15 protein-coding genes are annotated in these 15338 nt (G+C 67.5%); 7 read left to right on the top strand and 8 right to left on the bottom strand.

Annotated features, from left to right (window positions below; all coding sequences use genetic code 11):
- Nucleotides 1–181: 181 nt before the first annotated feature.
- Nucleotides 182–1783, top strand: a complete 1602-nt coding sequence (locus OG225_RS29140; protein WP_405178167.1) for an adenylate/guanylate cyclase domain-containing protein — start codon at nt 182–184, stop codon at nt 1781–1783.
- 250 nt (nt 1784–2033) lie between these two features.
- On the opposite strand, the gene OG225_RS29145 is transcribed toward OG225_RS29140, so the two are convergent.
- Complete coding sequence (locus tag OG225_RS29145; protein ID WP_405178168.1) at nt 2034–4073, bottom strand: thioredoxin domain-containing protein; 2040 nt, start codon at nt 4071–4073, stop codon at nt 2034–2036.
- Nucleotides 4074–4208: 135 nt separating this feature from the next.
- On the opposite strand from OG225_RS29145, the gene OG225_RS29150 reads away from it, so the two are divergent.
- Complete coding sequence (locus OG225_RS29150; RefSeq protein ID WP_405178169.1) at nt 4209–4823, top strand: GyrI-like domain-containing protein; 615 nt, start codon at nt 4209–4211, stop codon at nt 4821–4823.
- Nucleotides 4824–4950: 127 nt separating this feature from the next.
- Here the strand turns inward: OG225_RS29150 and OG225_RS29155 are convergent, their stop codons facing one another.
- The 4 genes from OG225_RS29155 to mca all read right to left on the bottom strand — a co-directional run bounded on the left by OG225_RS29155 (nt 4951) and on the right by mca (nt 7166).
- Nucleotides 4951–5511 (bottom strand): TIGR03086 family metal-binding protein, encoded by a 561-nt coding sequence (locus tag OG225_RS29155; RefSeq protein ID WP_405178170.1) that lies wholly within the window; start codon nt 5509–5511, stop codon nt 4951–4953.
- A 130-nt stretch (nt 5512–5641) separates the two neighbouring features.
- Nucleotides 5642–5983, bottom strand: coding sequence for a hypothetical protein (locus OG225_RS29160; RefSeq protein WP_405178171.1), 342 nt, complete (start codon nt 5981–5983; stop codon nt 5642–5644).
- Nucleotides 5984–6015: 32 nt separating this feature from the next.
- Nucleotides 6016–6300, bottom strand: a complete 285-nt coding sequence (locus OG225_RS29165) for a hypothetical protein (protein ID WP_405183402.1) — start codon at nt 6298–6300, stop codon at nt 6016–6018.
- On the bottom strand, nt 6300–7166 hold the full coding sequence (gene mca / locus OG225_RS29170) for a mycothiol conjugate amidase Mca (protein WP_405183403.1): 867 nt from the start codon (nt 7164–7166) through the stop codon (nt 6300–6302). Before mca ends, OG225_RS29165 begins: the two co-directional genes overlap by 1 nt.
- A 122-nt stretch (nt 7167–7288) precedes the next feature.
- Here mca and OG225_RS29175 point away from each other — a divergent pair, with 122 nt between their 5' ends.
- A complete protein-coding gene (locus OG225_RS29175; RefSeq protein WP_405178172.1) occupies nt 7289–7771 on the top strand; it encodes a DUF4307 domain-containing protein in 483 nt (160 codons plus the stop codon).
- 305 nt (nt 7772–8076) lie between these two features.
- On the top strand, nt 8077–8571 hold the full coding sequence (gene greA / locus OG225_RS29180; RefSeq protein WP_109527882.1) for a transcription elongation factor GreA: 495 nt from the start codon (nt 8077–8079) through the stop codon (nt 8569–8571).
- An 82-nt stretch (nt 8572–8653) separates the two neighbouring features.
- On the opposite strand, the gene OG225_RS29185 is transcribed toward greA, so the two are convergent.
- Entirely contained in the window at nt 8654–9799 is a 1146-nt protein-coding gene (locus OG225_RS29185) for a cystathionine gamma-synthase (protein WP_405178173.1), read from the bottom strand.
- Between the two features lie 129 nt (nt 9800–9928).
- Here OG225_RS29185 and OG225_RS29190 point away from each other — a divergent pair, with 129 nt between their 5' ends.
- Complete coding sequence (locus OG225_RS29190; protein WP_405178174.1) at nt 9929–11092, top strand: acyl-CoA dehydrogenase family protein; 1164 nt, start codon at nt 9929–9931, stop codon at nt 11090–11092.
- Nucleotides 11093–11110: 18 nt separating this feature from the next.
- On the opposite strand, the gene OG225_RS29195 is transcribed toward OG225_RS29190, so the two are convergent.
- Together OG225_RS29195 and OG225_RS29200 are read right to left on the bottom strand one after the other, a co-directional pair.
- Nucleotides 11111–11977, bottom strand: a complete 867-nt coding sequence (locus OG225_RS29195) for a mechanosensitive ion channel family protein (protein ID WP_405178175.1) — start codon at nt 11975–11977, stop codon at nt 11111–11113.
- A 210-nt stretch (nt 11978–12187) separates the two neighbouring features.
- Nucleotides 12188–13579, bottom strand: a complete 1392-nt coding sequence (locus OG225_RS29200) for a cystathionine beta-synthase (protein ID WP_405178176.1) — start codon at nt 13577–13579, stop codon at nt 12188–12190.
- 185 nt (nt 13580–13764) lie between these two features.
- On the opposite strand from OG225_RS29200, the gene OG225_RS29205 reads away from it, so the two are divergent.
- Both OG225_RS29205 and OG225_RS29210 read left to right on the top strand, forming a co-directional pair.
- Nucleotides 13765–14226, top strand: coding sequence for a hypothetical protein (locus tag OG225_RS29205; protein WP_355082799.1), 462 nt, complete (start codon nt 13765–13767; stop codon nt 14224–14226).
- Between the two features lie 152 nt (nt 14227–14378).
- Nucleotides 14379–15332, top strand: coding sequence for an SGNH/GDSL hydrolase family protein (locus OG225_RS29210; RefSeq protein ID WP_405183404.1), 954 nt, complete (start codon nt 14379–14381; stop codon nt 15330–15332).
- Nucleotides 15333–15338 lie beyond the last annotated feature (6 nt).

The following is a 15338-nucleotide window of genomic DNA, read 5'->3' on the forward strand; positions in this document are numbered from 1 at the left end:
CGTGGGAGCGCCGGGTCCGCAATACAGTCGGAATCGTGACGCTGGACAACCGAAGGAGTATCGGGAGATCACCTCGTCCCACCACGCGGGTGCGGTGCCATCGGTTCGCGCCGCGGCGCGCAGCCTTCACTCACGCCGCCGGACCGGGCCGGAGGACACCGCGACGGGATGTGCGCGCGTCGTGATCGCCAAATTCGCGTTCTGGGCGCTCAAAGCCCGCTGGGGGCTGGCCGTCGTGGTGATCGCGGCCAATCTCAGCGGTCTGGCCGTCATCGTCACCGAGTTGTGGCTCAGCGGTTTCCTCGGCAGACTCGGCGCGGACTGGCCGCGCACGATGGCCCTGGTCGGCATCTACCCGGCCATCGGATTCCTCGTCGGCATCGGACTCGCCGTGCGCGACCGCACCGTCTACTTCGCCTGGCTGGACGCCGGACGCAAACCAACACCCGACGAAGCGCGCCGACTGCTGCGTCTGCCCATCGCCATCACCGCGCGGGCGCTCGCCCTGTGGATTCCCGGGGTGATCATCGCGGCATCGATGTTCACGCATCTCACCGAGAACAACAACATGGGCGTCACCGCCGTGCTGTTCCTGCTCGGTGGTCTGCAATCGGCGGCGGTGACCTTCCTCATCGTCGACCGGCTTATCCGGCCGACCATCCCGGTCGTGGCGGGAGTACTCGGCGCGACGATGCACTGGAGTTCGTCGGTGCTGATCCGAGTGGTCGTCACCTGGGCGGTCTCGGGCGCGATGCCGCTGCTCATGCTGATCGTCGTCCTCGCCGATCCGGTCTCGGGCGCGCCGAATCGCATCCGCACCGCCATCTACCTCGCTGCGGTGGGCATCGGTGTCGGAGCGCTCGCCACCACATTCCTCGCCATCTCCGTCGCCGCGCCGTTGCGGGCGCTGCGGCTGGCGCTCGACCGGATCACCCACGGCGAATCGAATGTGCGGGTCTCGGTCGGCAGCACCAGCGAGATCGGGCGGCTCGAACATTCGGTCAACGAACTGTCGGCGAATCTGCTCGAACGTGAACGGATGCGCGACGTCTTCGGCAGGCACGTGGGCGACGAGGTCGCCGAACGCGCCCTGACGCGCGGGATGGACCTCACCGGCGACGTCAGGGTGGTGTCGGCGCTCTTCGTCGACGTCACGGGCTCGGTGGCGCTGTCCACCGGATTGTCGCCGCAGGAATTCGTCGCCAAACTCAATCGGCTGCTCGCCATCGTGGTCGCCGCCACCGAGGAGAACGACGGCCTGGTCAACAAATTCGAGGGCGACGCCGCGCTGTGCGTCTTCGGCGCACCGCTCGCGCTGCGCGACAACGCGACCCCGGCCTTACGCGCCGCCCGCAGGATCAGGGACGAGGTGATCGCCAGCGGTGAACTCGATATCGGCATCGGCGTCGCGCGCGGACAGGTTTTCGCCGGTGACGTCGGCACCGACACCCGCCTGGAATTCACCGTGATCGGCGACGCCGTCAACGAGGCGGCCAGGCTCACCACCGAAGCCAAGGCGACGCCGAGGCGAATCCTGGTGAGCAACGCGATCATCGAGGCCGCCTCCGCGCACGAACGTGCCAAATGGACGCTGTACGACCACATTCAGTTGCGCGGCCGCCCCGAACCGACCGCGTGCTGGACCGATTTCGAGCCTTCCGGCCTCGATTCCGCGCCGCGAACAGCGGATCCGGAAATCACCACCGTCCCCGAATCCGAGACGCTGAGCCCCGCGGCGGAGGCCCACCGCTCCATCCCCGATCCGAGTCACGCGGACCGCTGAAAGCCTTGTCCTGACGTGCGATCGACGGTGCTTGTCCACAGGTCCCAGGTTCCCGACGCGCACGTCATCGTCCGCCGATCTCCCCCGGACTGCTCGTCGGACGAAGGAGTGTGCCGATCGCCGAGCACGGGCTCCCAGTACCCGCCACGCACACCTATGGTGCGCCAACCGCCCCCGACCGCTCGCCGGACGAAGGAGGCGTGAAGTCAACGTCCTCCGGACCGAGGTTCCGGAAACCGCCGCGTGCCGCTCAGCGAATGAGCGAGGCGCGCAATCCCTCGGCTGTGGTGACCGGGAGATCGCAGACCGTCCCTCGGCAGACATAGGCGGCGGCGGTGCCACCGACAGCGGGACGGTCGGCAAGCAGCGGAACCGCGTCGGCCGGTGCGGCGACGACAACGGTTCCACCGGGGGCGGCGATACGTGCCGCAGTCGCGAGATCGGTCGCGGTGGAAGTATTCTCGGCCGATTCCGGTACGGCGATCGCGACCTGTAGCGGTCCGCGCAGCGCCGCTTCGGCGACCGTCAGCCACTGCCCGGCCGAACGGGGAGCGCGGGCGAGGACGATCGCACCGCGCCGCAGGGTTTCGTCGGCGAGTTCGCGGTAGCGCACCGCTTCGGCGGGGCCACTCACCGCGGCGGCGGTCAGCAAGGCCTCGGCGAGCACGGAAGCGCCTGCCGGGGTCGCGCCGTCGATGGGGTCGCGCGGGCGGGCCACGAGAGTTTCGGCATCGTCCGCGGTGTCATACCAGCTACCGGGGACGTCCGGGTCGGCGAAATGCTCGATCACCGTGTCGAGAAGCCGTTGCGCCCGATGCAGCCAGTCGATCTCGCCGGTCGCCTGGTGCGATGCCAGCAGGGCTACCGACAGCCAGGCGTAATCCTCGAGTATGCCGGGCGCCGCGCCGACCGCACCACCGAGCGAGGCGCGGCGCACCCGACCGTCCACCACGTGCTCGGCGACGAGGAAGCGCGCGCACCGCAGCGCGGCGTCGACCCAATCCTGTTGCCCCAGCGCGGCACCGGCCTCGATGAGGGCGGTGATCGCGATACCGTTCCAGGCGGTGACGACCTTGTCGTCGCGTGCGGGCTGCGGCCTGCCGTCGCGCGCTTTGCGCAACACCGCACTGACCTGTTCGAGGCGGTCGAGATCATCCGGGTCGACGTAGCGGGTGAGCACCGACGTCCCCTGTTCGAAATTGCCCGCCGTGCTCACCCCGAAAACCTCTGCGGCCCAAGCGCCATCGAGAGGACCGAGTTCGCCGACCAGCTCAGCGGGCGTCCACACGTAGGTGGCGCCCTCGACACCGGGACCGCCCGGTTCGAGGTGGGTGTCGGCATCGAGCGCGGACGCGAAACCACCCTCGGCGGTGCCGAGATCATCGAGCAGGAATCCCACGGTCTCCCGGGTGATCCGCAGCGGCAGCGACGAACCGCCGCGACGCGCGAGATGTCCGTAGACGCGCAGCAATTGGGCGTTGTCGTAGAGCATCTTCTCGAAATGCGGCACCACCCAGGCCGCGTCGACCGAGTAGCGGGCGAAACCGCCGCGCAACTGGTCGTAGATCCCGCCGCGCGCCATCGCTTCGGCGGTGCGGTCCACCGCCGCGAACACCTCGGCGTCACCGGTGCGCTCGGCATTGCGCAGCAGACCCTCCAGCAGTGCCGACGGCGGGAATTTGGGCGCACCGCCGAAACCCGCGTGCTCGGGGTCTTCGTCGGCCAGCACGGCGCGAACCGCATTGTCGAGCAGTTCGTCGTTGACCGCGAACTCGGCGTCCGGCAGACCCCCCGCCTGTGACCGCAACGCCTCGCTGACCTGCTCGGATGCCTGCCGGACGTCATCGCGGCGGTTATGCCAGGTATCGGTGATCGCGGTGAGCAACTGGGCGAACGACGGCATCCCGCCGCGCGGCACCTTCGGATAGTAGGTACCGCAGTAGAAAGGCGCGCCGTCCGCGGTGAGGAAACACGTCATCGGCCAGCCGCCCTGCCCCGTCATGGCGACGGTCGCGTTCATATAGACCGAATCCAGGTCGGGACGTTCCTCACGATCGACCTTGATACAGACGAAGTTGTCGTTCATCAGCGCGGCCGTCGCCTCGTCCTCGAACGACTCGTGCGCCATGACATGGCACCAGTGGCACGAGGCGTACCCGACCGACAGCAGAATCGGCACGTCGCGCTCGGCGGCCTCCGCGAGCGCGTCGGCATCCCATTCCCGCCAGTGCACCGGATTGTCGGCGTGCTGACGCAGGTACGGGGAGGTGGCGTTACCGAGCCGGTTCATATTTCCACCGTCTCACAATCGTGGCCGGAGCGCGGCGACCGGGCGACACGGCGCTCCCGCGAAACGGCGCGCTCGACTCTCCGGCCGCTGGAGGGTGCAGGCTCGACGGCACCCCCGAGACAGGAAGGTTCCGCGATGAAACTCGACCTGGCGAAAAGCGACAAACTCTACTACACCGCGCCCACCGACCCGGTGCTGCGCGCCTTCGACACCTACGGCTATGCGACGGTGACCGGCGAGGGCGCGCCACTGGGATCGGAGTACACCGACGCCGTCGGCACCCTGTACCGCTCGGTGTACGGCGCGAAGAAACTCGCCAAGGCCGCGGATCGGGATTTCGTAGTGCCGAAATTGGAGGGCCAGTGGTGGGTGGATTCCGACGACCCGCCGCTGTCGGTGCCGCGCGAGCAATGGCGGTGGCGAATGATGATCCGACTCCCCGATTTCGTCACCGGCGAGATGATCACCGGCGCCACCTTCGAACGGTTCCACGAGGGCGCGGCGATACAGGCACTGCATATCGGCCCGTACGCGACCGAACCGGAGACGCTCGCGCGCATGGAGGCGTTCATGGCCGAGAAGGGCCTGACCATGAACGGCCGCCATCACGAGATCTACCTGTCGGACCCGCGTAGATCCGCCACCCGGACCAAGACGATCCTTCGTCACCCGGTGCGGGCCCAGTCCAGGCAGCCGATCCTCCCTGAAGTCGACGGAATCCCGCATATTTCTTCCAAGTATGTCCGCTGAGACCGGGTGTCGACCGTCGGAGGCCTGCGAGCCGATGCTCATGCGCGCCGCCACCCGCCCGCCTGTCCCCACCCGTGGATGCGCCCTCCCCTTGCCGCACCCCGCAACCGGGGAGGTCCCGAAGTCGCTAGACGGTGCGGCCGAGGTAGGCCATCAGTCGAAGGTGGGCCGGTGCGTCCGGGGAGATCGCGATCTCGGGGCCGAACATGCCGGGTTTGCGGAAGGTCTCGACGCCGCCGGCTTCGGCCATGGCGGCGAGCAGTTCCGCGCTGAGATCGTCGTCGGCGAGATCGGGGCGATCGATGGCGATCGCGAGATCGAGGCCGTGCACGACCACCTCGGTGAGGTGGACCAGCGCGGCCTCCGGCGCTGTCGCCGTACCGATCGGGAGATTCACCTCCGACCACGGCACGTCCAGGCGACCCCATGCGGCGCGGTCGATTTCGGCCGCGGCCGCGTAGGCCACCTGCGGATCCGCGCCCAGCCAATCGTCGTATGCCCCGACCGGATCGGTTCCAGCCAGCTCCGCCGCGAACAGCCGCATACCGCCCACCAGGTGGTTGAGCACCGCGCGCACATCCCATTTCGCGCACGGCGTGGCCGCCGACAATCGGCCGTCCTCGATCGCGTCGACGATCGTGCCGGTCATGTCGAGGGCACGGTCGATCCGGCCGATCACAGTCTGCATGGACTTCCTTAGCTAGGGCGAACACAGAATTGGTAGCACGGCGGTGTGACATCCGATCGGCATACGCTACTCAGGAGTACCCGCCCGGAGCCACGGTGAAAACGTGACGGGAGACTCCGAGCGATCACCGTCACGCGGTGAGGAACGCGGCGAACAACAGGACCGTCGCGACGACGTAGGTCGCCATCGCGACCGCGGTGACGCGCGCCCTCTGCGGCGGACGCAACGTCTGCGGTAGGAGCGCGGCGGCGAGCAAGCCGGTGGGAACGGAGAAGATCGTGCCGAAGGTCAGGCCGTAACCGTGCGGGTCGACGACGGGGTCGGTGGCGAGCCGGTAGGTGACCACCAAACCGACGCACCTGGCCCATAACGCGAGAACGGCGAGGCCGAGTACGCCCGCTACGGCCCGCGCGACGAGTCGCCACCTACCCAGAATGCCATGCGGCCGACGCGGCGACCACGTCGACGGCATTGCACCGCAAGGAGATTCGGCCGACCGCCCCGTCAGCTCGATTGCGCGCGCTCGTCCGAACCCTCCACCGGCTCACCGGATTCAGATTCGGGACGCTTGATGATCCCCGGTTCGGTCCCCTCGTCCGCCTCCTGATCCGGCTCCGGATGTTCGGGCTCGAAGGTGGGCGGCAGGTTCTTCAGGTGCCGGTTCATCGAACGCACGAGCAGGACGGTGCCGACGAGCAGAATGAGCACGATCGCGAGACCCAGCGGTGAGGCCTTGCCGAATTCGGGGCCCGTCGGCGTGCCGGGGGTTTGGGCGAGAAGAGCGAGCATCACCGGTCCGCGTCCTCGATCCCCGCGAACAGGTCGTGTTCGGGCAGCGCGGTGCTGACCCTGGTCTTGGCCAATTCGAATTCCTCGGTCGGCCACAGCCGCTGCTGGAGTTCGATCGGGATCGCGAAGAACGCGCCGTTCGGATCGATCTGGGTGGCGTGCGAGCGCAGCGCGTCGTCACGTTGGTGGAAGTACTTGCCGCATTCGATCTGGGTGGTGACCCTGACCATCTTGTCGCCGCGCCCGTCCTGGTACTGCCGCACGCGGTCCAGCCATTCCTGCAACGGGAACGGCTCGCCGACGCGCTCGTACTCCGCGGCGAAGACCTCCATCCGCTTCAGGCTGAAACCGTGGTCGTAGTAGAGCTTGAGCGGCGTCCACGGCGTGCCCGCGTCGGGGAACCGTTCGGGATCGCCCGCCGCCTCGAAGGCCTCCACCGAGACCTCGTGGCATCGGATGTGATCCGGATGCGGGTAGCCGCCGTTCTCGTCGTAGGTGGTGATCACATGCGGCTTGAACTCGCGGATCACGCGCACGAGCGCCTCGGTCGACTCCTCGAGGGGGACCAGCGCGAAACAACCGTCGGGCAGCGGCGGCAGCGGATCGCCCTCGGGTAATCCGGAGTCGACGAAACCCAGCCAGGTCTGGCGCACGCCGAGCGCCCGCGCGGCGGCGGCCATCTCCTCTCGCCGGATCTCCACGATCCGGTCGAGCACACCCGGGGTGTCCATCGCCGGGTTGAGGATGCTGCCACGTTCGCCGCCGGTCAACGTCACGATGAGGACTTCGTGTCCCTCGTCGGCGTAACGGGCGGTGGTTGCGGCACCCTTGCTGGATTCGTCGTCTGGGTGGGCATGCACCGCCATGAGGCGAAGGCCACTCACGTCTCGTTCACCGTCGCTCTCGGTCGCGGGTGTCGGGTCTTCATTCCCTATAGTTTCATTCGACCTACTTTTGTTCCGATGTGCCCCCCGGGAGCGAGAAGTCCATGAACGAGCCCCAGCCCGAAACCACCGGCGACGTGTCCGCCGATGGCGCGGCGGCGGCTCGTCGCGCCGACCGCTACGGCACCCGTGACCGACGCGACGCGCCCGGGATTCGCAGGCGCTGGATTCCCGCGACGCTGATCGCGATCGTGCTGGTCGCGGGCCTGGGAATCGCATTCCTCGGCTTCCAGAAATACGGTCCGGACGATATCGACGCCGAACAACTCGGCTACACCCTCGTCGACGATTCGACCCTGTCGATCCGGCTGAAGGTGACCCGCGACGACCCGTCGCGCCCCGCGGTCTGTTTCGTCCGGGCGATGGATCGCGACGGAGCCGAGGTCGGCCGGAGAGAGGTGCTCATCACACCGTCGGACAGCGGAACGGTCGAATTGACGACGATCGTCCGTTCCTCGGCCCGGCCATCGGCGGGCAACATATACGGATGTAGCGATCGGGTGCCCGAGTATCTGCGGGCGGGCTGAAACATCTCCCGACTCGGGAATTATCGGCGTGTTTGTCGGCAAAATGAACTCCGACCTGCGTGTTTATGATTCATGCTAAAATAGCGTGATACACGGTTCCGGGGCTCGGAGCCGTGTTTGCTGCATTGGCGGCCAGCGCTGTGAGTTCCGGGTTTTCGGGTTTGCCCGCAACGTCACCTGTCGGGGTTCGATGAACTTCCCAGGATTGGCTCTAGCCGTCGGCTGGTGCATGCCCTCCTCCGGGTGGGGGCGCCGGTATCAGGGAATCCCGGTCCGCCGGGAACAACTACTAGGGAGTGATCGAGATGACCGAGACGCAAGTGACCTGGCTGACCCCGGAGTCGCACGACAGGCTCAAGGGCGAACTCGACGCGCTCATTGCCAACCGTCCCGTCATCGCCGCCGAGATCAACGAGCGCCGGGAAGAGGGCGACCTCAAGGAGAACGGTGGCTACCACGCCGCGCGCGAGGAGCAGGGCCAGCAGGAGGCGCGTATCCGCCAGCTGCAAGAACTGCTGAACAACGCGAAGGTCGGCGTCGCGCCGACCAAGGCGGGCGTCGCACTCCCCGGCTCGGTCGTGAAGGTCTACTACGACGGCGACGAGTCCGACACCGAGACATTCCTCATCGCGACCCGCGAGGAGGGCGTGAACGACTCCAAACTGGAGACGTACTCGCCGAACTCCCCGCTCGGCGGCGCGCTCATCGATGCCAAGGTCGGCGAGACCCGGGAATACACGCTGCCCAACGGCAACACGATGAAGGTCACGCTGATCAGCGCGGAGCCCTACCACAGCTGATCCCTGCGTCACGAAACCCGAACAGAAACGGCCGCACCCGAACACGGGAGCGGCCGTTCTGTATGTGCTCGGTCTGTTGTGCTCAGCCAGCGAGCGCCCGTTCCACATCGGTGAGCAGATCGCCGATGTCCTCGATGCCGACCGACAGTCGAACCAGATCGGCGGGCACTTCCAGCTCCGAGCCCTCGGTCGAGGCGTGGGTCATCGCGGCCGGATGCTCGATCAGCGATTCCACGCCGCCGAGCGATTCGGCGAGGGTGAAGATCTCGGTGCGCGAGCAGAAATCGTGCGCGGCCGCGCGGCCACCGTGCAGGCGCACCGAGATCATGCCGCCGAAACGGCGCATCTGCTTGTCCGCGACGAGATGGCCGGGATGTTCCGGCAGGCCCGGGTAGATGACCTGGGAGATCGCCGGATGCCGGGTGAGGTATTCGGCCAGGGCCTCGGCGTTGTCGCAGTGACGTTCCATCCGCAGCGCGAGAGTTTTGGTGCCGCGGATGGTGAGGTAGGCGTCGAAGGGGCCGGGAACAGCGCCCGCGCCGTTCTGCAGGAAGCCGAACGCGGCGTCGAGTTCGGGATCGTTGGTGATCAGCGCGCCGCCGACGACATCGGAATGCCCACCGAGGTATTTGGTGGTGGAGTGGGTGACCACATCCGCGCCGAGTAGCAGCGGCTGCTGTAGGTACGGGGTGGCGAAGGTGTTGTCCACCACCAGTTTCGCGCCCGCGATGTGGGCGACCTCGGCCAGCGCCGGGATATCGCCGATGCTGAGCAGCGGGTTGGTCGGCGTCTCGATCCAGACCAGTTTGGTGTTGGGGCGGATCGCGGCGCGCATCTCGTCGACGTTGAAGACGTGGGCGGGCGAATGCTCGATCCCCCACTGACTGAAGACCTTGTCGATCAGCCGGAAGGTGCCGCCGTAGGCATCGTCGGGGATGACGATGTGGTCGCCGGGGCGCAGCATCGCGCGCAGCGCACAGTCGGTGGCCGCCATGCCCGAGCCGAACGCGCGCCCGTAGGCACCCGACTCGAGGGCGGCGAGGTTGGCCTCGAGGGCGGTGCGCGTCGGATTGCCGGTTCGGCCGTATTCGAAGCCGCCGCGCAATCCGCCCACTCCGTCCTGGGCGAACGTCGAACTCGCGTAAATGGGCACGTTCACCGCACCGGTCTGTGGATCAGGATCGAATCCGGCGTGCACTGCCCGTGTGGAGAATCCCAGCTCGGTCATATCCCCAGACTAGAGGGAGGCAATCGCGGGCAACCGCGCGCCCGGTGGTATGGCCGAGTCCGAATATGCACGTCGGCACCCGTTTGTGATGACGGTCTCGCCGCGCGGGCGGCCGATTAGGCTGAGTTCATGGTGACTGTCGACGAACTCTTCGCAACCGACGCCCTGCTGTCCGAGGAGGAGCGCGAGATCAGGGATACCGTCGCCGCGTTCGCGGCCAGGCGACTGCGCCCGCATATCGCGGACTGGTTCGAGGCGGGCACTTTTCCCGCCCGTGAGATAGCGCCCGAACTCGGCAAACTCGGTCTGCTCGGCATGCACCTCGAGGGATACGGATGCGCGGGCATGTCGGCGACCGCCTACGGCCTGGCCTGCCAGGAACTGGAGGCGGTGGATTCGGGGGTGCGCAGCATGGTCTCGGTCCAGGGTTCACTGGCCATGACGGCCATCCACCTGTTCGGTTCGGAGGAACAGAAACAGCATTGGCTGCCCGGTATGGCGGCGGGCGAGACGATCGGCTGTTTCGGGCTGACCGAACCGGATTTCGGATCCAACCCCGGCGGCATGCGCACCCGTGCCGAGCGCGACGGCGACGACTGGGTGCTCAACGGATCGAAGATGTGGATCACCAACGGCTCGGTCGCCGATGTCGCGGTGATCTGGGCGCGGACCGACGAGAGGATCCGCGGGTTCCTGGTTCCGACGGATACTCCCGGTTTCACCGCCCGTGAGATGCATCGCAAATTGTCACTGCGCGCCTCGATCACCGCCGAACTCGACCTCGACGACGTCCGGTTGCCCGCCGACGCGATCCTGCCCGCGTCGAAGGGTCTGGGTTCGCCGCTCGCCTGCCTGAGCGAAGCGCGTTTCGGCATCATCTTCGGCGCGCTCGGCGCGGCCAGGGACTGCCTCGAGGCCACCATCGAATACACCCGCACGCGCGAGATCTTCGAGAAACCGCTCGCCTCCTACCAGCTCACACAGGCCAAACTCGCGGATATGGCGTTGGAACTCGGCAAAGGGCAATTGCTCGCGCTGCATATCGGCAGGCTCAAAGATCGCCACGAAGTCAAGGCCGAGCAGATCAGCGCGGGAAAATTGAACAGCACGAGGGAGGCGATAAAAATCGCCCGCGAATGCCGCACACTTCTCGGCGCGAACGGCATCACGCTCGACTATCCGGTCTTGCGACACGCCAACAATCTGGAATCGGTACTCACCTACGAGGGCACGGCGGAAGTGCACCAACTGGTTCTCGGCAAAGCGCTGACCGATGCGGACGCGTTTCGCTGACCCTCGGACCCGGGAATCTCAGCGAATCTCACCCGGATCGTCGAAGTAGTAGTCGTCGTCCTTGGTGTACCCGCCCGGACCGTAGCCGCCGCGTATCGGTTCCCGCGCCCACTGCTGCTGGGCGCGGGTGGCCCGGTCGTCCATCCACAGTTGTTCCCGGGCGGCGTCGTCGCGACCGCGCCGATAGGTCTCGGCACGCCCTTTGACCACGGGCATCTCCTCTTCCAGGCCGGTGAGCCAGTCCTCCCAGCGCCGCTGCATGGGGCGGATCAGGCCGCCACCGACACCGACCACGATGACGCCGCCGACGGTGGCGAGCACGGTGACGAGTATCGGCAGTGTCACCGAGGTCGCCACACCGATCTGGTTCAGGGCGGCGACGATGCCGATGCCCCAGACGAATACCGCCGCGATCCGACCCATCATCGGCCCGTACGACAGGCCGCCGAGCACGTTGGCGACCATGTCGCGCACACCGTGCGCGATGGCCCCCGCGACGACGACGATGACGATCGCCACCGCGGCGCGCGGCAGCCAGGCGACGATGCGGTCGATCGTCGCGCTGACCGGATTCGGGCCGAATATCCCGAACCCGACTTGCAGCGCGATCAGCAGAATCGCGAAATAGGCCAGTCTTGCCAACAGATCCGAGGCGTCGTAACGGCTGCGCGCCGACATATCCCCGATACCGCCGCGCTCGACCAGTCGATCGAATCCGACCCGGGCCAGGACGCGGCGCACGATCGCCGCGACGACCCTGGCGATGATCCAGCCCCCGAGCAGAATCGCCAGGGATCCCGCCATGGCGGGAACGAACGTCGCGATCGAACTCCACGCGTCCGTCAGCCCCTGCTCGAAATCGATAGCCGAACTGGAGGTATACACGGCCCGTCCCTTCGCTACCCGATACGCCAGGGCCGGTGCCGTGGCTGTTCCCGAGCCGGTTATACCTCGGGTCATCATCGAAACAGCGAGTCTGCTAATTATTTGCTGGCGCGTCGCGAATAATAGTTCGCCGCCGCACCCGCAGCCGCGATTCGATCGTGCACCGCCGCGCCGAAGAGCGTGAGTGCGCGATCGAATCGCGGCCCCGGGTCAGCGACCGATGGAACCGGTGCTGAGGAAGCCGAGCAGGTCGTGGCGGGTGATGACGCCGACCGGTTTGCCGTCCTCGACCACCATGAGCGCGTCGGTGTCGGACAGTGCCTTGGTGGCGGCGGAGATGGGTTCGCCGGATCCGATCAACGGGAACGACGGGCTCATGTGTTCGGCCACCGAATCGGTCAGGTGCGCACGGCCTTCGAATACCGCCGACAGCAGATCTCGCTCGGTGACGCTGCCCGCGACCTCGCCCGCCATCACCGGCGGTTCCGCGCCGACCACCGGCATCTGCGAGACGCCGTATTCGCGAAGGATCTCGATGGCGTCGCGCAGGGTCTCCGACGGGTGGGTGTGCACCAGATCCGGCAGCGCGCCGGACTTTCCACGCAGCACGTCACCGACCAGGGGCTCGGCAATGCTGCCGTCGAGCCGGGTGCGCAGGAAGCCGTAGGAACTCATCCACTCGTCGTTGAAGATCTTCGACAGGTAACCGCGGCCGCCGTCGGGCAGCAGCACGACCACGACGGCGTCGGGATCACGACGGGCCACCTCGATGGCGGCGACGACCGCCATACCGCAGGAACCGCCGACGAGCAGTCCTTCCTCGCGGGCCAGCCGTCGGGTCATGTCGAACGAATCGGCGTCCGACACCGCGGTGATCTCGTCGGGGATCGCGGGATCGTAGGCCGAGGGCCAGAAATCCTCGCCGACGCCTTCGACCAGATACGGCCTGCCGGTGCCTCCGGAATACACCGACCCCTCAGGATCGGCGCCGATGACCTTCACCGTGCCGCCCGACACCTCCTTGAGGTATCGACCGGTGCCGGTGATGGTGCCTCCGGTGCCGACACCGGCGACGAAGTGGGTGATCTTTCCTTCGGTGTCGCGCCAGATCTCCGGGCCGGTGGTCTCGTAGTGGCTGTCCGGGCCGCCGGGATTGGAGTACTGGTCCGGCTTCCAGGCGCCGTCGATCTCGCGCACCAGCCGATCGGAAACGCTGTAGTAGCTGTCCGGGTGGTCCGGCGGCACGGCGGTCGGGCAGACCACGACCTCGGCGCCGTAGGCACGCAGCACATTGCGCTTGTCCTCGGAGACCTTGTCCGGGCAGACGAATACGCATTTGTAGCCGCGCTGCTGCGCGACCAGGGCCAGTCCGACACCGGTATTGCCCGAGGTCGGTTCGACGATCGTGCCGCCGGGACCGAGTTCGCCCGACTTCTCGGCGGCCTCGATCATCTTCACCGCGATCCGGTCCTTGGAACTTCCGCCAGGATTGAGGTATTCGATCTTGGCGGCCACCAGCCCGGCGTTCGGCCCGACGACAGAGTTCAACCGGACCAGCGGCGTGTTGCCGATGAGGTCCACGACGTGATCCGCGATGCGCATAGCTCCATCGTTGCAGAACGCCGCGCGGTGCTCGCATCGACGGCCCTCTACGCGGCTTCCCGGCATCGCGACGACCCATGACGCGCTGGCCGGGAAGCCACATTGTGAATTCCGGCACGACGGGGCGAAATCGATGCGGGGCGAGTCGCACGCGGAGCCGGTCGCCGGGCCTAGGATCGGGAAATATGAGGCAGCCCAACATCGTCCGAGCCGCCACCGTTCTGGTGTGCGCGGCAATGGCCGCGGTCGTCGGATCCGGCGCGCAGGCCAGTGCGGCGACAGTCCCGTTCCCCCAGGTGCCGACGCTCGCGCACGGCGGTCTGTGCTGGACGAGTATCGAGACCTGGGCCGATACCAGCGCCGACTGGCCGGGCCGGGCCATCCTCAATATGCGGGCGACCCCGGTCTCCGGCGTCGGCCCCGGCCTCTACCCGTTCGCCCCGCTGTGCGAGGTGCGCGCCTTCGTGGCATGGCGCAATCTCGACACCGGCGCGATCGGCGTGTATGAGAACAATGTGGTGACCGGTATCTACGGCAGCATCCTCTACGCGCTGTTCCAGGACACCGGCCCGGGCCGCGTCGAGGTCGCGATCACCACCGATTCCGCGAACGTTCCCGCCAAGGCCACCTTCACCGTCCCCGGCTGATCGCCCGGGAGTTCGTGCCTTCCGTGAACCCAGACGACCTGGGCAAGCCGGCAGCGTGACCCATCGGGTACGCGCCCGGGTGACCGGCGGCGGAAGCGGGATCGACGTCGTCGTGCGCGGAGCCACTACTATTCGTAGTCGTGGCACCTCGGATGAACAGGCGTACCGCCGCGGTGACGGGTATGGCCACCGTGCTGGCCGGATCCAGCGCGGGCACCGCGTCGTGGGCCGCGTATCGACTTCTCATGGCGCAGGCGGGCGCGGCGCGGGGGGTCATCGGACGCGACACCTCCAAACCGCCGGAGGCCGACGGTGTCTACACCGCGGGCTGCGAGTCGCCCGAGCCGTGGCGACCGGGTAAGCCGGTCGACGTGCACCTGATGATCTTCGGCGATTCCACCGCCGCCGGACTCGGGTGCGCGAACTGCGAGGACGTGCCCGGCGTGCGGATCGCGCGCGGCTTGGCCGAGGCCACGGGGATGAGTATCAGGCTCAGCACCAAGGCGATCTGCGGCGCCACCTCCAAGGGTCTGTCCGGTCAGGTCGACGCGATGTTCGTCGCGGGTCCGCCGCCGGACGCCGCGGTCATCTTCGTCGGCGCGAACGACGTCACCAAGAAGCATTCGATCTCCGCCTCGGCGCATCGGCTCGGCGCCGCGGTGGCCAGGCTGCACGACGCGGGTGCGGTCGTCGTCGTCGGCACCTGCCCGGATCTGGGGACGGTCGCCGCGATACCGCAGCCGCTGCGCACCATCGTGCACAACTGGAGCGTGCGGCTGGCGAAGGCGCAATTCGGGGTCAGCGCCGACGCCGGGGCCCACCCGGTGCCGATGGGCGACCTCGGTCCGCAATTCCTCACTTCGCCGGACCGGCTCTTCGCCGCCGACGGCTTCCACCCCTCCGCCGACGGCTACGCGTTGGCCGCGGGGCATATTCTGCCGGTCCTGGTGACGGCACTCGCGCAGCGACGGGCGGAGTCACCGCAGGCCCGTTCGGCCGAACGACGTGGCATCACCGCGCGGCTGCGCGGACTCGTCGAATCACCGGGGTGGCGGGTGCGCCGCTCGGCCAATTTGGTACACATAGAGTCGCCAGTACAAAACTGAGCAGAA

It is taken from the genome of Nocardia sp. NBC_01377, from assembly GCF_045040005.1.
Lineage (GTDB): Bacteria > Actinomycetota > Actinomycetes > Mycobacteriales > Mycobacteriaceae > Nocardia > Nocardia noduli.